General features: G+C 68.7%; 14 protein-coding genes, 1 tRNA gene and 1 rRNA gene. 14 read left to right on the forward strand and 2 right to left on the reverse strand.

Annotated features, from left to right (window positions below; genetic code table 11):
* The 7 genes from rrf to HNQ07_RS21735 all read left to right on the forward strand — a co-directional run.
* A 5S ribosomal RNA gene (rrf, locus tag HNQ07_RS24570) occupies positions 1-88 on the forward strand; the annotation flags it as partial.
* Positions 89-99: 11 nt separating this feature from the next.
* Positions 100-175: transfer RNA gene (locus HNQ07_RS21710), tRNA-Gly, on the forward strand.
* A gap of 102 nt (positions 176-277) precedes the next feature.
* The gene (gene tgt, locus HNQ07_RS21715; RefSeq protein WP_184115745.1) at positions 278-1,432 is read left to right on the forward strand and encodes a tRNA guanosine(34) transglycosylase Tgt; all 1,155 of its coding nucleotides are present in this window, start codon (positions 278-280) and stop codon (positions 1,430-1,432) included.
* A gap of 332 nt (positions 1,433-1,764) precedes the next feature.
* Positions 1,765-4,947: an S-layer homology domain-containing protein gene (locus HNQ07_RS21720; protein WP_184115747.1), complete on the forward strand. Its 3,183-nt coding sequence runs from the start codon at positions 1,765-1,767 to the stop codon at positions 4,945-4,947.
* 111 nt (positions 4,948-5,058) lie between these two features.
* Positions 5,059-5,997 (forward strand): manganese-dependent inorganic pyrophosphatase, encoded by a 939-nt coding sequence (locus tag HNQ07_RS21725; RefSeq protein ID WP_184115749.1) that lies wholly within the window; start codon positions 5,059-5,061, stop codon positions 5,995-5,997.
* Positions 5,998-6,056: 59 nt separating this feature from the next.
* Positions 6,057-7,316, forward strand: a complete 1,260-nt coding sequence (locus HNQ07_RS21730) for a bifunctional folylpolyglutamate synthase/dihydrofolate synthase (protein WP_184115751.1) — start codon at positions 6,057-6,059, stop codon at positions 7,314-7,316.
* A gap of 49 nt (positions 7,317-7,365) precedes the next feature.
* A complete protein-coding gene (locus HNQ07_RS21735; protein ID WP_184115753.1) occupies positions 7,366-8,856 on the forward strand; it encodes a carboxypeptidase M32 in 1,491 nt (496 codons plus the stop codon).
* 264 nt (positions 8,857-9,120) lie between these two features.
* Here HNQ07_RS21735 and HNQ07_RS21740 read toward each other — a convergent pair whose 3' ends face one another.
* Entirely contained in the window at positions 9,121-9,372 is a 252-nt protein-coding gene (locus HNQ07_RS21740) for a hypothetical protein (RefSeq protein ID WP_184115755.1), read from the reverse strand.
* Positions 9,373-9,667: 295 nt separating this feature from the next.
* Here HNQ07_RS21740 and relB point away from each other — a divergent pair, with 295 nt between their 5' ends.
* Complete coding sequence (relB, locus tag HNQ07_RS21745; protein WP_184115757.1) at positions 9,668-10,057, forward strand: type II toxin-antitoxin system RelB family anti-toxin; 390 nt, start codon at positions 9,668-9,670, stop codon at positions 10,055-10,057.
* 256 nt (positions 10,058-10,313) lie between these two features.
* Complete coding sequence (gene tig / locus HNQ07_RS21750; protein ID WP_184115758.1) at positions 10,314-11,645, forward strand: trigger factor; 1,332 nt, start codon at positions 10,314-10,316, stop codon at positions 11,643-11,645.
* Between the two features lie 165 nt (positions 11,646-11,810).
* On the opposite strand, the gene HNQ07_RS21755 is transcribed toward tig, so the two are convergent.
* The gene (locus tag HNQ07_RS21755; RefSeq protein WP_184115759.1) at positions 11,811-12,191 is read right to left on the reverse strand and encodes a RidA family protein; all 381 of its coding nucleotides are present in this window, start codon (positions 12,189-12,191) and stop codon (positions 11,811-11,813) included.
* Between the two features lie 220 nt (positions 12,192-12,411).
* On the opposite strand from HNQ07_RS21755, the gene HNQ07_RS21760 reads away from it, so the two are divergent.
* The 5 genes from HNQ07_RS21760 to fabG are packed head-to-tail and all read left to right on the forward strand — an operon-like array spanning position 12,412 to position 16,656.
* A complete protein-coding gene (locus tag HNQ07_RS21760; protein WP_184115760.1) occupies positions 12,412-13,422 on the forward strand; it encodes a beta-ketoacyl-ACP synthase III in 1,011 nt (336 codons plus the stop codon).
* 51 nt (positions 13,423-13,473) lie between these two features.
* Complete coding sequence (locus HNQ07_RS21765; RefSeq protein WP_184115761.1) at positions 13,474-14,523, forward strand: beta-ketoacyl-ACP synthase III; 1,050 nt, start codon at positions 13,474-13,476, stop codon at positions 14,521-14,523.
* Entirely contained in the window at positions 14,520-15,440 is a 921-nt protein-coding gene (gene fabD, locus HNQ07_RS21770) for an ACP S-malonyltransferase (RefSeq protein WP_184115762.1), read from the forward strand. Before HNQ07_RS21765 ends, fabD begins: the two co-directional genes overlap by 4 nt.
* Positions 15,437-15,907 (forward strand): hypothetical protein, encoded by a 471-nt coding sequence (locus HNQ07_RS21775; RefSeq protein ID WP_184115764.1) that lies wholly within the window; start codon positions 15,437-15,439, stop codon positions 15,905-15,907. Before fabD ends, HNQ07_RS21775 begins: the two co-directional genes overlap by 4 nt.
* A complete protein-coding gene (gene fabG / locus HNQ07_RS21780; protein WP_184115766.1) occupies positions 15,904-16,656 on the forward strand; it encodes a 3-oxoacyl-[acyl-carrier-protein] reductase in 753 nt (250 codons plus the stop codon). The genes HNQ07_RS21775 and fabG overlap by 4 nt, the downstream gene beginning before the upstream one ends.
* Positions 16,657-16,726: the final 70 nt, after the last annotated feature.

Here is a 16,726-nt window from a genome sequence, read left to right on the forward strand (position 1 = left end):
CCATCCCATGCCGAACTGGGTCGTGAAACGAGTCCGCGCCAATGATACTCGGCTGGCAGCAGCCCGGAAAAGTCGGTCAGTGCGGGGGTTTTTTTTATTGCGGGAGTAGCTCAGCTGGTAGAGCACTACCTTGCCAAGGTAGATGTCGCGAGTTCGAATCTCGTCTCCCGCTCCAATTTGTAGGAACCCCCCTCACACGAGGGGGGTTCTTGTTGTTGTGCAAACTCACTCGAGCGGCTCGGCACAGAGATCAGGTGCTATGCGGCAGAATGCCCTGATGTTTGAATTTCAGGTCGAGTCCCGCGACGGTCGGGCCAGGGTCGCGCAGTTTCACACGCCGCGCGGGACCGTCACCACGCCCATGTTCATGCCGGTCGGCACGCAGGGCACTGTCAAGGGTGTGAGCCCGCAGGAACTGCTGGACATCTCCTCGCAGATGATCCTGGCGAACACCTATCACCTGATGCTGCGGCCCGGCGAGGGGCTTGTGAAGGCGCACGGCGGCCTACCGGGCTTTACCGCGTACCCTGGCCCCTTTCTGACGGATTCCGGCGGCTTTCAGGTGATGAGCCTGGGGCACATGCGCAAGATCACGGAGGAGGGCGTGGTGTTCAAGAGCCATGTGGACGGGCGCATGGTGGACCTCTCGCCCGAACGCAGCGTCGAGGTGCAGGAAGCGCTGGGAGCGGACGTGATCATGGCCTTCGACGAGTGTCCTCCCTTCCCGGCCGAGCGGGAGTACATCGGGAGCAGCCTGGAGCGCACCGTCCGCTGGTTGGAGCGCTGCCTGACCGTGAAGTCCCGTCCGGAACAGGCCCTGTTCGCCATCGTGCAGGGCGGCATTCACCTTGACCTGCGCGAGCGCAGCCTGGAGCTGACCCTGCCCTTCCACACGCCGGGCCTCGCCATTGGTGGACTGGCCGTCGGGGAGAGTAAGGAGGAGATGTACCCGGCCGTGGCCTTCACGGCCCAGCGCCTGCCGGACGACCGACCACGGTATCTGATGGGCGTGGGGCACCCGGAGGACCTGGTGGCCGGGATCGCGCTGGGAGTCGACATGTTCGACTGCGTGTACCCGACCCGCACGGGCCGGTTCGGCTATGCCCTGACCCACGACGGCCGGCTGAACATGAACTCCAGCGCGCCGCGCTCCGAGCTGGGACCCATCGATCCGGAGTGCGACTGTTACGCCTGCCGGCACTACAGCCGGGCCTACCTGGCGCACCTGGTACGTGCCGAGGAGATGCTGGGGCCGCGCATGCTGTCCCTGCACAACCTGCGTTATCTGCACCGACTTGTCGAGGAGGCCCGGCAGGCCATCTCAGCTGGAGCGCTGCAGAGTTGGGCGACCACGTGGGCCCGACGGTACTTCAAGGGCTCCATTCCCGATTGGTTCTCGCAGGCCATCGAGACTGGCGCGCGCCCCCTCTGACAGCTTTTTGGGGATATGTCACAGGGTCTGCTGCAGCTTGGCATGTGGGGTCTGCACGCGTCGCTGGCCTTCATCGATTGGTCAGGTAAGCACCATGTGGCGAAAAATGGCGAATTTATGGGCATCTCAGGGTTGACCATCCTGTGCTCATATGAGTATCATCCGTCTGATCTGACTATTTAGGACCCATCAGGGTTTGAGGGTCAGGTTGCGCGAACGGAGCACGAAGTGGCGCGGACAGGACCGGGAGAGGAAACCCGGCAACTCGCCCCACCGTCTTGCCCAGGGTCACCGAACTGTTCCCCGCGCGCGACATCTTTTGGGGGTTCCATATGAAGAAAAGCCTGCTCATCCTCACCGCCGCGCTGTCGTTCGGCATGGCTTCCGCCCAAACGGAAGCTCCTGCCAGCGCGCCCCAGGTACCCAACCTGACCGACGTGCCCGCCGGTCACTGGGCCAAGGACGCGATCGACAAGCTGGTCAGCCGCGGCATCATCCTGGGCTACCCCGACGGCACCTACCGCGGCACCCAGAACCTGACGCGCTACGAAGCGGCCGTCATCATCGCCCGCCTGCTGGACCAGATCCGCACCGGTGAAACCCCGGCCAGCAGCATCGACGCCGACACCCTCGCCGCGCTGCAGAACGCCATCCAGGAACTCGCCGCCGACCTCGCCGCCCTGGGCGTGCGCGTCAGCGACCTGGAAGACAACGCCGTCAGCAAGGACGACTTCACCCGCCTGGAGAACCGCGTCGAAGAGATCGCCTCCAGCCAGGGCGACGCCGAGGCGCTGGCCAACCTGCAGTCCCAGATCGACGAGCTGACCACCCGCGCCGACGACTACGACACCCTGCGTGCCGACGTCGACGACAACGCCAGCTCCATCGCTGCCCTGAACGACCTGACCGTCCTGCTGAACCAGGACATCCTGAACCTGCAGGACCGCGTCAGCGCCGTCGAGGCCGCCCAGGCCGACCTGGTGCAGCGCGCCGACTTCGACGCCCTGTCCGGCCGCGTGAGCACCGTGGAAACCAAGGTCACGAGCCTGGACAACCGCGTCACGCAGCTCGAGAAGTACGCCTTCTCGATCAAGCCCAGCCTGAGCGCCACGTACTACGTGGCCCGCAGCGCGCGCAACATGGACTTCGACCGCCTGCTGCCCGGCACCGTGTTCAGCACGGGTGACGACGGCGACGCCGACACCAGCGATGCGCCCCGCGACTACGCCGACATGACCGGCAGCCGCGTCGCCATCGGCAACGCCGCCGCCAACAACGCGCCGACGGCCCTGAACTTCTACGGGTTCAGCACCACGGTCCAGGTGGACGCCGACGGCAACCCGCTCACCCCGGGCACGGTCGAGAGCGCCACGCCGAGCGCTGTGTCCGTGAACGTCGAGGGCAGCACCTCCATCGACTTCAGCATCGACTTCAGCAACAGCGGCAACAAGTTCAGCTCCTCCAAGAGCGCAGTGACCGGCGCGTACGTGCCCAGCGCCGGCTCCCTGAACGTGAACGCCGTCGATATCAGCTTCGGCATCCGCGCCGGCCTGCCGGACTCCGACTACATCAGCGCGGCCGACTACGCCAACTACCCTGATGTGACCGACACCGACAGCGGCATCACCTACCGCCCGCTGTTCTTCTACTTCAACAACGCCACCGCGTACTTCACGGTCGGCAACGCGCCCATCACCGTGACCTTCGGTCAGGCCCTGAAGTTCCACTTCGCGGACTACATCGGTGACAACGACAAGACCGGCCGTGGCGACGGCTTCAACGTCAACATCGACGGCAGCACCGTGCCGGTGATCGGCGCATTCAAGCCCACGCTGCAGTTCGTGTACGGCAGCCGCGGCGGCGCCAACGGCGACTACCAGTACTACCGTGGCGTGCGTGCCACCATCACGCCTGTCGGCACCCTGAAGGCCGGCGTGCACGTGCTCCAGGAAGGCCTCGACTACTCCGGTGCGGCGCTCGGCGCAGCCGGCCCCTCGGACGTCACTGCTTTCGGCGCGGACCTGCACGGTACTGTGGCCGGCTGGCAGCTCGACAGCGAATACGCCATGAGCCGCGTGACCGACGCGGGCGTCACCAGCCCCGAGAGCGCGTTCTACGCCAAGACCGCCGGCAGCCTCGGCCCGGTCAAGGTGTACACCCTGAACTACCGCTCCATCAGCGCCGGCTACGACAAGGTCGCTGGCATCAGCGAAGCCGATCCGACCGATACCGACAATGGCAGCACCGCTCCCTACGCGGCAGATCAGACCGGCTTCGGCGTCAAGGTCGCTGGCACGCTGGGCCCGATCTCGATCGGCGGGTACTGGGACAACCAGGTCGCCTTCGGTAGCAGCCCCTTTGACACCGCCACGGACCCCACGGCCATTGTTGACCGTGGCGCGTACGCCAAGGTCAGCCTGTTCAACCTCGTGACCCTGCGCGGTGGCTACAACGAGTATCTGGCTGGCCCCACCGCTGGCCTGGGCGCTCCGTACGACGGCGAGAACGGCGTGCGTTACAACGTGCGCGTGGACGTGACCCCGGGCCTGGGTATCGGCATCGGCGCGTACTACCGCAACCTGACTATCAACGGCACCAAGGCCCAGAACGACGGTGGCCTGTTCGCGAACGGCAAGTACAACAGCTACTTCCCGCTGACGGGTAACGACTTCACCGACCAGAGCGGCTGTGGCGATCAGCACCCCGGCATCAAGAGCACCGATGTCGACGGTGTGGGCCGCGCGCTGACCTTCACCCAGAACAGCTTTGCGGACTCCTACTGCTACAGCGAGTTCGGTGCGGACCTGACCCACAACGGCAAGGACGCCAACGCCCTGGTCAAGGATCTGTCCTTCCGCATCGGTTACGCCAGCCGCTACCGCAATGCCACGGCCGCCTACTCCAACAGCTACATCTTCGGCGACGTGCTGTACGGCAAGAAGCTGGGGCCGGTGCAGGTGGACGTCAAGGGTGCCGTCGGGGTGGATCGCTACGCCGACCAGGCGACCGACAACACCGCTGCGAACAGCACTGCCTTCGCGGTGGGCGTCAAGGCCATGACCGATCCGCTGGACATCATCTTCAAGCCCAGCTTCGAGGGTCAGTTCGGCTACTACAGCCGCGCCTACGACTACGACGCCAGCAGCACCAGCACGGATTACACCGCGACTGGTCTGAAGTACCTGGCGGGCGTGAAGTTCAATGACTTCCTGCTCCCGAACACCAAGCTGGCCGTGTACTACGCCGGCTACCGCGGCCAGAACCGTGTGTACCAGCCCTACGCCTACACGACCAACGTCGTGAACGGCGGCAGCGACCTGGCCGGCCGCTTCGCGGACAGCAACACCGGCGCCACCGTCCAGCAGAACCTGCTGTACGTGGAAGGCAACTACTACGACCTGTCGGTCGGCTACGGCTACGGCACGCTGTCCCTCACGGACAACGCCAGCGGCGCCGCCGTCCAGCCCACCGCCTCGGGCTCGGTCTTCAAGATCAACTACAAGGTCAGCTTCTAAACCTGACCCGGCAAGAGCCCCCGCTTCGGCGGGGGTTTTTGCTTGTCGGTGCTCCGGCTGTGCCTATGCGGGTGGCGGCCTGCGTGGACAGGCGCGTTCTACACTTGGCGCATGCTTCCTGTCTTCGGTCACCTGAATCCCGACACCGACGCCATCGCGTCTGCGCTGGTGTACGCCCGGCTGCTCACCCGCCAGGGCACGCCGGCGCGCGCGTACCGCCTGGGCGACCTGAACTTCGAGACCCCCTTCGTCCTCCGTGAGGCGGGGATCGAGGTGCCCGAGGTCCTTCCCCAGCTGGAGGCGGGCTCGCCGGTGGCCCTCGTGGATCACAACGAGAGCGCCCAGTCGGTGTCCAACTTGGCGGACCTGACGGTCACGCATGTGGTGGACCACCACAAGCTGGGCGACCTGACCACGGTCGCGCCCGCATACCTGCGCTTCGAGGCGGTCGGCTGCACCGGCACGCTGCTGTGGAAGCTGCACCGCGAGGCGAACGTGAGCGTCGAGCCGGTGGACGCGCGGCTGATGCTGAGTGCCATCCTGAGTGACACCCTGCACTTCCGCAGCCCGACGACCACCCAGGAGGACCGTGACGCTGTGGCGTTCCTCGCACCTGTCGCGGGAATCGGTGACGTGGAGACGTATGCCCTGGCGATGTTCGCAGCGAAGAGCGATCTGGGAGACACGCCCGCCGAGCAGCTCCTGAAGATGGACTACAAGGTCTTTCCCTTTGGTGACCCGGCACAGCGCTGGGGTCTAGGCGTGATCGAGACGACCAACCCCGCGTACGTATTTGGACGGCAGGGGGAGCTGCTGGCCGCCATGCAGGCTGCGAAGTCGCAGGACGGCCTGGACGGCGTGCTGCTGAGCGTGGTGGACATTCTGAACGAGACCAACCGCACCCTGGTCCCCGGTGATGTTGAGGCGGCCGTGGTGCAGGCCGCGTTTGGCGTGGACACGCGGGACAGCGTGGCGGATCTGGGCGAGCGCATCAGCCGCAAGAAGCAGATCGTGCCCACCCTGGAGAAGCACTTCGCGCCGCAGCACTGAGCTGTTCTGCACGGGGCCGGGCCAGAGCGGGTCCGGCCCCGTCGTCTATGCTGGCGGGCATGACTTTCGGCGATGACCTGTCCTGGCTGTTCGCCCGGCAACGCTTCGGCGTGCGGCCGGGCCTGGAGCGTGTGCGGGCGCTGCTCGCGCGGCTGGGCGAGCCTCAGGGCACGTTCCGGGTGGTGTTGGTCGGCGGCACGAACGGTAAGGGCAGCACCGCCGCGAGTCTGGCCGCGATGCTGCGCGCGGACGGTCAGCGGGTGGGCCTGTTCACCAGCCCCCACCTGACCCACTTCACCGAGCGCTTAATGGTGGACGGTGCGGAACTGCCGGAGACCGTGGTGGCGGCAGCGCTGGCCCGGGTGCGTCCGCTGGCAGAGGACGTCGGTGCGACATTCTTTGAGATCGTGACGGCCCTGGGTGCCCTGCTGTTCGCCGAGGCCGGGGTGACGGTGGCCGTGATGGAGGTCGGCCTGGGTGGCCGCCTGGATTCCACGAACGCTCTTGACCCGGACCTCAGTGTGATCACGAATGTGGACCTCGACCACACCGAGATTTTGGGGAGCACGCGCGAGGCCATCGCCAGCGAGAAGGCTGGCATCCTGCGCGCCGGGCGGCCAGCCGTGACGGGCGTGGACATGGGGCTGCTGCCCGTCCTGCTGGAGCGGGGCGCGGACGTGTGGGCGCTGGGCTGGCACATCGGCGTGCAGGTGCAGGCCCTGGGCTGGGAGGGCTCGGACGTGACGGTCAGCGTGCCCCGGCAGACCGTGGCGCTGCGCACGCCGCTGCTGGGCGAGCACGGCGCGCGCAACGCGGCACTGGCCGCGGCCGCTGCCATCCGGCTGGGCGTGAGTCCGGACGCGATTGCCCGCGGCGCGGCGGCCACCGTCTGGCCGGGCCGGCTGGAGGCCCTGCCGTGGCGCGGCGGGCGCGTGCTGCTGGACGGCGCGCACAATCCGGCCGGCGCGCACGCCCTCGCGGGAGCGCTGCGGGCGCTGGGCGTGGAGCGCCTTCCCATCGTGTTCGGCGCGGCGGGCGACAAGGACGTTGTGGGCGTGGCCGCGGCCCTGGCGCCGCTGGCGTCGCAGGTGATCCTGACGCGCGCTGCGCTGAGTCCGCGGGCTGCCGAGCCGGCCAGCCTGGCGCCACTGTTTCCGGACTGTCCCATCACCGTGACGGACTCGCCGGAACAGGCGCTGGACGCGCTGGCGGGCCTGGACGCCCCGCTGGCGCTGGTGTGCGGCAGCCTGTACCTGCTCGGCGAGGTGCGGCCGCTGCTGCTGGGCGTGGCGGGCGAGGACCGGGAACGCTGGCAGTAGGGATACGCCGAATGGCGGAGGACCGCGCCGGAGCGTTAGGCTCGGCACCATGACCACTTCATCCATGGAAGGCCTGCGCCGCCGCCTGGCACAGGTGAACGACCTCCGTGCGGCCGCCAGCCTGCTCTCCTGGGAACAGGAGACGATGATGCCCCCCGAGGCGGCCCGCGTGCGCGGCCTGCAACTCTCGACCCTGGCGGGCCTCGCGCACGAGCTGTTCACGGACGCGCGCACCGGCGAGTTGCTCGCGGAGGCCCGTCCGACCGGCCAGGACGAGGAGGCCATTGTGCGCGTCGCCCGGCGCGACCACGGCAAGGCCACGAAGCTGCCTACCGCGTTCGTGGAGGAGAAGACCCGCGCGCAGAACGAGGCGCACCACGCATGGCTGGAGGCGCGGCAGCACAGCGACTTCCAGACCTTCGCTCCGCACCTGCGCACGATGGTGGACCTCGTGCGGCGCGAGGCGGACCTGCTGGGCTTCGACGACCATCCGTACGACGCGCTGCTGGACGCTTACGAGCCGGGGATGCGGGCCACGCAGGTGCGAGCCGTGTTCTCGGACCTGCGCGACCGGACGCTGCCCCTGGTGCGGCGCATCACGGCCGCCGGGGACGCCGCCGACTACTCGGTGCTCACGCGGCCCTTCCCGCATGAGGCCCAGAAGGCCTTCGCGTGGGACATCGCCGGGCGGGCGTTCGGCCTGCGGAGCGACTTCGCGCGGCAGGACGAGAGCGCGCACCCGTTCCAGTCGAACTTCAGCCGCAGCGACCTGCGGATCACGACCCGCGTGCAGGACTACTGGCCCACCTGTCTGTTCGGCACGTGGCACGAGACCGGGCACGCCATGTACGAGCGCGGCGTCTCGGAGCGCTGGGAGCGCACGCCCGTGTCGCGCGGCGCGAGCCTGGGCGTGCACGAGAGCCAGTCGCGCATGTTCGAGAACCTGCTGGGCCGCAGCCTGCCCTTCTGGGAGCGCTACTTCCCGGCCCTCCAGCAGGCCGCGCCGGAGGTCACCGCCGGCCTGGACGCGCGTACGCTCTACCTCGCCGTGAACCGCGTGCAGCCCAGCGCCATCCGCGTGGAGGCCGACGAGGTCACGTACAACTTTCACACGCTGCTGCGCTTCGAGCTGGAACTCGCGCTGCTGGAGGGCACCCTGGACGTGGCGGACCTGCCCGAGGCGTGGAACGCCAAGATGCAGGACTACCTGGGCGTGACGCCGCCGGACGACGCGCAGGGCGTGCTGCAGGACATCCACTGGTCTGCCGGCCTGATCGGGTACTTCCCTACCTACACGCTGGGCAACCTGCTGAGCGTGCAGCTGCTGGAGGCCGCGCAGCGTGATCCTGCCGTCGCAGAAGGCGTCGCGCAGGCGGAGTATGGCCCGCTGCTGGCGTGGCTGACCGAGCATGTCCACCAGTACGGCCGCAGCCTCACGCCCGGCGAACTCACCGAGCGCGCCACGGGCCGTCCGCTGAGCGCCGACCCCTATGTCGCCTACCTGCACGCGAAATACGAGGACATCTACGGGCTGAAGTGAAGCGAAGCGCAGAGGACCGAGCGCCGGATCGTTCAAGCGCTCGGTCCTCTGCGCTGTGTCTATGGCAGCCGGATCGCCGGTTCGCGGACCGGGGTGGGCGGGCGGCACTGTCCGGGACCGGCGGGGCGCGGCGTGGGCAGCGTGGGGGGACGGGCCGGGGGCGTGGGGGTGGCGGGGTTCATCGGGCCCTCCGTCGGTGGCCGAGACGGGCGCAGGACGTCCGTGGGCGGGACGTCCTGCGGGCGTGACGACGGTGATCTCGGCTTACACGGCCTGCTTGCGTTCCGCCTGGGTGATCAGGTACGCGCGGGTGGAGTTCAGCCACTGCTGCGCGGTGTCCGAGTTGGGGTGCTGGCGGTCGCGCAGCGCGGTCGCTCCCAGCGACAGGTGACGCTCGATGCGGCGCACGGCGCCCAGGCCGCCCTCGTTTTCGACCTCGATCAGGGTGTTCAGAACTTTGGTGGGGTGCACGTAACCGATCCGGATGCTCTCGGCGATGGTGTCCAGGGCGCGCATGGTGAGACTCCTTCCAGCCGCGTGCGGCTGCGAGGGGACAGAGGGTCAGTTGGGAGGTAAATTCCTTTGCTGATTACGATTCTAGCAGAGCGGGGGGGAACATGCAAGAATTCTCACCCCCTTATTCTGTCTTGACCGTACTGGCGGGCGGTGTTACACTCCGACCAAGGCTGCCCGATTCTGCCCACAGGCAAACGCCGACAGAAGCGGCAGCCCAGGCGGCACGCCACCCGCGATCCGCGCCCAGCGCGGCAAACCGGGCGGTGAGGCCACGCCGCAGCCAAGGAGGTGACATATGAAACTGCACGAACGACTCCGCGAACTCCGTAGTGAACGCGGGCTGCGGCTCAAAGACGTCGCCGAGACCGCCGGGATCAGCGTCCCGTACCTCAGCGACCTCGAACGTGGCCGCACCAACCCCAGCCTGGAGACCCTCCAGACCCTCGCCGGGGCGTACACCATCACGGTGCACGACCTGCTCGAAGGCGTCGAGTTCTACGGCGCCAGCACCGAGGGCGCGCTGCCCAAGGGGCTGGCCGACCTGGTGGCCGACGCCACCCTGGGGCCGCAGATCACGCCCGACTGGGTCCGCACCCTGTCGCGCATCGAACTGCGCGGCAAGCGTCCCCGCGACAAGCAGGACTGGTACGAGATCTACCTGCACCTCAAGCGCATCCTGAACTGAGCGCCCCTGCCCCTGTCCCCCCGCCGCCGTGGTGGGGGGATTTCGCATGGCCGTCCGCGGCTGGTGGGGACGTGCGCGCGGCGCGAAAACGCACTATGATGCTGGGCGGCATGTCGCGCGCCCACTTCCTGCGTGGAGTGACCGCGCCCGGCACGGCACAGGGCACTGAGAACGTGCACAAGCAAGCGCGTCCCCCGCACCGGCCCACTTCCAGGTGGAACACGGGCGGACACCGGGGCGCAGACGGGAGAAGAACGTGGCAGAGCTGATGAGCAGGGATGGCAACAAAGTGGAATTCAAGGTCTCGGTGCCCGCCGCCGAAGTGAACCGCGCCTACGATCAGGTGTGGGCGGGACTGTCGCGTGACGTGCGCGTCCCCGGCTTCCGCCCGGGCAAGGCGCCCCGCAAGGTCATCGAGAGCCGTGTCGGGAAGGGCTACGTCGAGCAGGAAGTCCGCGACCGTCTGCTCCAGACCCACTACACCCAGGCAGCCCGTGAACTCAAGCTCAGCCTGGTGGACGCCACCATCGATCCGCAGCCGCTCGCGAGCGGTCAGGCCTTCGAGTTCCGGGTGACCGGCGAGACCTACCCCGAAGTGAAGCTCGGCGACTGGAAGGGCGCGCAGCTCACCAGCGCGGCCCCCGAGATCACCGACGAGGTGCTCGAGCGCACCCTCAGCGACCTCCAGGAGCGCAACGCCACCTTTGACAGCGTCGACCGGCCCATCGAGGCGTCCGACCAGGTCACCATCGAGGAGCAGGGCGAGGACGGCGGCACGTACCCCGTGTACCTCGACGTGGCCGAACCGCACGTGCGCGAGGCGCTGCTGGGCAAGACCAAGGGCGACACCGTGGAGATCACCGTGCCGGCCCATCAGCACGGCGACCACGAGCACCCGGCGCACACCGTGACCGTGAAGGTCGTGGACGTCAAGACCAAGCAGCTGCAGGACCTCGGTGACGAGTTCGCCGGCAGCCTGAACTTCGAGTCCATGGAGCGCCTGCGCACCGACCTGCGCGCCGAACTCCAGCGCCGCGCCGCGCAGGAGGGCGACAGCGCCCGCCGCGAGGAGTTCATCACCCACCTCGTGGACGGCATGCAGGTGGCCATCCCGCAGGCCCTGCTCGATCGCCGCCGCGAGGCGATGCTCGAGGAGATCAAGGACGACCTGGGCCGCCAGGGCGTGAAGTGGGGCGAGTACGAGGCCTTCATGAAGGAGCAGGACAAGCTGGGCGACTTCATGGCCGACCTCGCCAAGAACGCCGAGTCCCGCGTGCGGCGCGATCTGGCCCTGGAGCAGCTCGCCGAGGACCTGAAGGTGCAGGTCAGCGACGCCGAATTCAACCAGACCATGACCATGCTGGCCCAGTCGAACAACCTGACGCCGCAGGCCCTGCAAAAGCAGCTCGGGCCCAACGGCATCAACTCGTACTACACCAGCCTGGTGCGCGAGAAGGGGCTTCAGCAGGCGCTGTCGCAGCTCGGCCAGGGCGGCGAGTACGCGGCCCCGGCGCAGGCTGAGGACGCCCAGTCTGACGCCGCTCAGGGCGAAGAAGCCAAGACCGACGACACCAAGCCCGAAGAGTAACCGCGAGAGCGGAACATGGGGGCGCGTCCTGCGGGGCGGCGCCCCCGCTCGGTTGTTCGCCGTCAGCGGGGCGGGTTCGCCCAGGGTGCCGGGGTGACTGTGCAGGCGGCGGCAATGCCGGCCCCGGCCTCTCCTGGTTCAACCGGGCACGGCCCGCGAGCAGGGTCAGGCTTCAGCGATGGCGGCGATGGAGACCCTCAGGCCCGGAACGCGCGCCGGCAGCTTGGCCCCCTGACGGGCCGGCGGATTCGATGGAAACCACCTCAGCCATTCCTCGTTCATCCCGGCGAAGTCGTCTTCGTCTGCCAGCACGACCGTCACACTGACGATCTTGTCCAGGGAACTGCCCGCGGCTTCCAAGATGGTCTGGATATTGGTCAGACACTGTCGCGTCTGTTCCTGGATGGTGGTGCCCTTGAACGCACCTGTCGCAGGATCCGTGGGTGCTGTGCCCGAAACGAACACCAGGCCGGCCGCTCTCACCGCCTGGCTGTAGGTCGGTGGTGGCAGCGCAGCTCTGGAGGTGAAGACGATGTCGCGGGCCATGGTGCCTCCTCGGCGCTGGGGACAGGAAGGGCGGCTGCAAGAAGTCTCTCCGTCACGCATCTTAAAGCAGGTTCCTGGACAACACGCCCAGACCAGGGGAGTTCCAGCCAGTCCACGTCACCCATGCGGATTCCGGCAAGCCTGCTGTCCACTGCTCGGGCCGGCTTCTCGTGAGTCGAATTCATTGAACGCCCGTTCAAAGAATGTTAGGGTGCGGACTATGACCGGCTCCCGCCCCCTCCGCTCCGGCATCGGCATCACGGCGCTGGGCGCATATGTGCCCGAACGCGTCGTGCCCAACGCGTATTTCGAGGCTCATCTGGACACCACCGCCGAGTGGATCGAGTCGCGCAGCGGGATCCGCGAACGCCGCTACGCCGCCCCGGAGCAGACGACCAGCACGCTCGGCATCCTGGCCGTGCGCGACCTGCTGGCCCACCGACCGGACGGCCTGACAGACGTGGACGCGGTCATCTGCGCGACCAGCAGTCCCGACGCCATGTTTCCCAGCACCGCCGCCCTGATTGCGAGAGAGGTGGGTCTGGCAGGCGCGGCCGCGCTGGACGTCAGCGTGGCGTGCTCGGGCTTCGTGTACGCCCTGAGCGTCGCGTATGGACTGGTCGCGGGCGGCGTGGCCCAGCGCGTGCTGGTGGTCGGCGCGGAGGTGATGAGCCGCGTGGTCGATCCGCAGGACCGCTCGACCGCGATCCTGTTCGGGGACGGCGCGGGCGCGGTGGTCGTCGGACCGGTGCCGGACGGGTACGGCTTCCAGGCCTTCGAACTCGGCGCGGACGCGGCGGGCGGGCCGAGCCTGTACCTGCGCGGCGTGGCCGGCGAACTGCCGGGCGGCACGGCGATGGGCGCGTTCCTCACGCAGAACGGGCGCGAGGTCTTCAAGTTCGCGGTGCGGATGCTGGGCGACTGCGCCGACGCCGCCATGCACCGGGCCGGACTGCCGGACAGCGCCATCGACTGGCTGATTCCGCACCAGGCGAACGTGCGGATCATCGAGGCGGCGGTGCAGCGCCTGGGCCTGCCTCTATCGCGCACGGTGGTGAACCTCGACCGCTACGGCAACACCAGTTCCGCCAGCGTGCCCCTGGCGCTGTGCGAGGGCGTGCGCGACGGCCGGGTGCGGGACGGCCAGCAGCTCGTGCTGGCGGGCTTCGGCGGCGGCCTGAGCTGGGGTGCGGCCGCCATGAAGTGGTGGGGCGGCGCGGCCGGAGCATGAAGCGTCCGGCGATTCGTTGAACGGCTGTTCAGGCAATGTTACGGTGGGGGCATGGACGCACCCACCACACGCGCGGGGGGCCGGCCCAGCCTGGGCATCACCGCGCTGGGCAGTTACGCGCCGCCCACCGTCGTCACAAACGCCGACTTCGAGGCCAGGCTGGACACCACCGCCGAGTGGATCGAGTCACGCACCGGGATCCGAGAGCGCCACTATTCGGCGCCGGACGAGTTCACGTCGCACATGGGGATCGGCGCGGTGCGCGACCTGCTGTCCCGCGATCCGGACGCCCTGCGGGGCGTGGACGTGGTGATCTGCGCGACCGCCAGCCCGGACGCCCTGTTCCCCAGCACCGCCGCGCTGATCGCCGGACAGGTGGGGCTGGCGGGCTGTGGGGCCTTTGACCTCTCGACCGCGTGCTCGGGCTTCGTGTACGGCCTGAGCATGGCGCAGGGCCTGATCCTGGCGGGCACCGCCCGGCGCGTCCTGGTCGTGGGCGGCGAGGTACTCACGAAGATCGTGGACCAGGACGACCGCAACACCGCGATCCTGTTTGGGGACGGCGCGGGCGCAGCCGTGGTCGGCCCGGTGCCCGAGGGCTACGGCTTTCAGGAGTTCATCCTGGGTGCCGACAGCGCGGGCGGCCCGGCGCTCTTCAAGGGCTGTATCGCCGACCGCCTGCCCGACGGCACCCGCATGGGCCCCAAGGCCGACATGAACGGCCGTGAGGTCTTCAAGTTCGCGGTGCGCGTGCTGGGCAACAGCGGCACCGAGGTGCTGAAGAAGACCGGACTGGGTAGCGCCGACGTGGACTGGGTCATTCCGCACCAGGCGAACATCCGGATCATCGAGGCGGCCATGGACCGCTTCGGGATTCCCATGGAGAAGACGGTGGTCAACCTCGACCGGTACGGCAACACCAGTTCCGCCACGATTCCCCTCGTCCTGCGCGAGGCCGTGGACGACGGCCGTGTCCGCGACGGCCAGCAGCTCCTGCTCGTCGCCTTCGGCGGCGGCCTGAGCTGGGCGGCGGGCACCATGCGCTGGTGGGGCGGCGCCCCGTCGCTGCACGCCCGCGCGCACGCGGAGGCGGTCGCGTGACCGCTCCGCTCCGCATCGCCGCGCTGTTCCCCGGCCAGGGTTCGCACGCCGTCGGCATGGGCGTGGACATCGCCGCCGCCTTCCCGGACGCGGGGGAGACCTACGCCACCGCCGAGGCCACCCTGCCGGGCCTGCGCGCCCTGATCGAGTCCGGCCCGCTGGACGACCTGACGCTGACCGCCAACCAGCAGCCCGCGCTGGTCGCCGCCAGCGTGGCCGCGTACCGCGCGTGGGCCGCGCACACCGGGCTGACCCCCGCCTTCGCCGCCGGGCACTCGCTGGGTGAATACTCCGCGCTGGTCGCGGCCGGCGCGCTGGACCTCGCGGACGCCCTGCGCCTGACCCGCCGGCGCGGAGAACTGATGCAGGCGGCGGTGCCGGTCGGCGTGGGGGCCATGAGCGCCATCATGGGCGACCCGGCGGCGGTGCAGGAGGTCTGCTCGGCGCAGGTGGGGGTCGTGCAGCCCGCCAACTTCAACGCGCCCATCCAGACGGTCATCTCCGGCGAGAAGGCCGCCGTCGAGGCCGCCGGGGCCGAGCTGAAGGGGCGCGGCCTGAAGGCCATTCCCCTGAAGGTCAGCGCGCCCTTCCACTGCGCCCTGATGCAGCCCGCGCAGGACGGCCTGACGCCGGCGCTGGACGCCGCCACCTTCCACGTCCCCGCGTTCCCCGTCTACGCGAATGTGACCGCCCAGCCGAGCATGGACGCCGCCGCGCTGCCGGGCCTGCTCGCGCGGCAGATCACGGGCGCCGTGCGCTGGGTCGAGATCATCCGGGCGCTGCACGACGCCGGCGCCGACGTGTTCGTCGAGTTCGGCCCCGGCACGGTGCTCACCGGCCTTGTCAAGCGCATCCTGCCGGACGCCCGCACCGTGAACGTCGGCACGGCCGCGCAGGTGCAGGACTTCGCGCTGTGAAGGCCGTGCTGGCCGCCGTGACCGCACTCGCCGTGCTGACCGCGTGCCAGTGGACACCCGCTCCGCCGGACACCCGCGAGACGGTCAACTTTGCGTCCGATCCCAGGATTCTGCGGGGCGTCTGGACGGGCCAGGTGCCCGTGGACGCGGCTGCGCCGTCGATGTTGACCCTGAACCTGACGGCGACGTACCAGAGCGACAGCTCCTACACCGTGACCGGAACGGCCACCTTGGATGGCCGGACATCCGACGTCGAGGGTGGGGTAAATGGCTTTGGCCAGTACCGTTACCTCAGGCCACAGACGTCGCCGGTTCCGTCCGGTCTGTCCTTACGCTTCACAGGCATCGGCGGCACCTTCCTCTCCTGCCCGGTGGTTCAGCAGACTGCCGATGGCGTGAAGTGGTCCTGTGAGTACCACGGGACCACTGGCTCCACTGTCTTCACCCTGATCAAAGGAATTCCATGACCGACACTTCTCAACGCAAAGTCGCCCTGGTGACCGGCAGCAGCCGGGGCCTGGGCCGCGCCATGGCCCTCTCGCTCGCCCAGGCGGGCTTCGACGTCGCCGTTCACTACGGCCGCAATGCCGACGAGGCCGCGAAAGTGGCCGACGAGATCCGGTCGCATGGCGTAGACGCCGGGGTGTTCGGCGCCGACCTGACCACGCCCGCCAACGCCGGCACCCTGGTCGAGGACGTCATCAAGGGCATGGGCCGGCTGGACGTGCTGGTGAACAACGCCGGCATCACCCGCGATGGCCTGGCGATCCGTATGAAGGACGAGGACTGGGACGCGGTGCTCCAGACCAACCTGTCGAGCGCCTTCGTGGCGTGCCGCGCGGCCATCAAGCACATGATGCGGGCGCGCTCCGGGCGGATCATCAACATCGCGTCGGTGGTGGGCCTGAGCGGCAATCCCGGGCAGGCGAACTACGTGGCGAGCAAGGCGGGCCTGATCGGGCTGACCAAGGCCCTGGCCAAGGAGTACGGCGGGCGCGGCATCACGGTCAACGCCGTGGCCCCCGGCTTCATTCAGTCGGACATGACGGCCGACCTGCCCGAGGACGTGCAGGCGGCGTACCGCAAGGACATCCCGCTCGGCCGCTTCGGGCAGCCGGAGGAGGTGGCGGCGCTGGTCACCTTCCTCGCGTCGGACGCCGCCGGGTACATCACTGGCCAGACCATCGGCGTGGACGGCGGGTCGCACCCGCACTGAGGAGGAAGCAGGCCGTGGTCCGCCCTCTCTGCGCCCCAGTGCCCGTCGTCCTTTGCACCACGTCCAGAAC

The sequence above is a fragment of the Deinococcus metalli genome (assembly GCF_014201805.1).
Classification (GTDB): Bacteria; Deinococcota; Deinococci; order Deinococcales; family Deinococcaceae; genus Deinococcus; species Deinococcus metalli.

What these genes read in the sequence shown, in the direction of transcription:
- HNQ07_RS21735 (WP_184115753.1), top strand. Translation starts at nt 7,366, where the DNA reads ATGACCACTTCATCCATGGAAGGCCTGCGCCGCCGCCTGGCACAGGTG.
- HNQ07_RS21765 (WP_184115761.1), top strand. Translation starts at nt 13,474, where the DNA reads ATGGACGCACCCACCACACGCGCGGGGGGCCGGCCCAGCCTGGGCATC.
- fabG (WP_184115766.1), top strand. Translation starts at nt 15,904, where the DNA reads ATGACCGACACTTCTCAACGCAAAGTCGCCCTGGTGACCGGCAGCAGC.
- HNQ07_RS21755 (WP_184115759.1), bottom strand. Translation starts at nt 12,191, where the DNA reads ATGGCCCGCGACATCGTCTTCACCTCCAGAGCTGCGCTGCCACCACCG.
- HNQ07_RS21720 (WP_184115747.1), top strand. Translation starts at nt 1,765, where the DNA reads ATGAAGAAAAGCCTGCTCATCCTCACCGCCGCGCTGTCGTTCGGCATG.
- HNQ07_RS21740 (WP_184115755.1), bottom strand. Translation starts at nt 9,372, where the DNA reads ATGCGCGCCCTGGACACCATCGCCGAGAGCATCCGGATCGGTTACGTG.
- tgt (WP_184115745.1), top strand. Translation starts at nt 278, where the DNA reads ATGTTTGAATTTCAGGTCGAGTCCCGCGACGGTCGGGCCAGGGTCGCG.
- relB (WP_184115757.1), top strand. Translation starts at nt 9,668, where the DNA reads ATGAAACTGCACGAACGACTCCGCGAACTCCGTAGTGAACGCGGGCTG.
- HNQ07_RS21730 (WP_184115751.1), top strand. Translation starts at nt 6,057, where the DNA reads ATGACTTTCGGCGATGACCTGTCCTGGCTGTTCGCCCGGCAACGCTTC.
- HNQ07_RS21725 (WP_184115749.1), top strand. Translation starts at nt 5,059, where the DNA reads ATGCTTCCTGTCTTCGGTCACCTGAATCCCGACACCGACGCCATCGCG.
- HNQ07_RS21760 (WP_184115760.1), top strand. Translation starts at nt 12,412, where the DNA reads ATGACCGGCTCCCGCCCCCTCCGCTCCGGCATCGGCATCACGGCGCTG.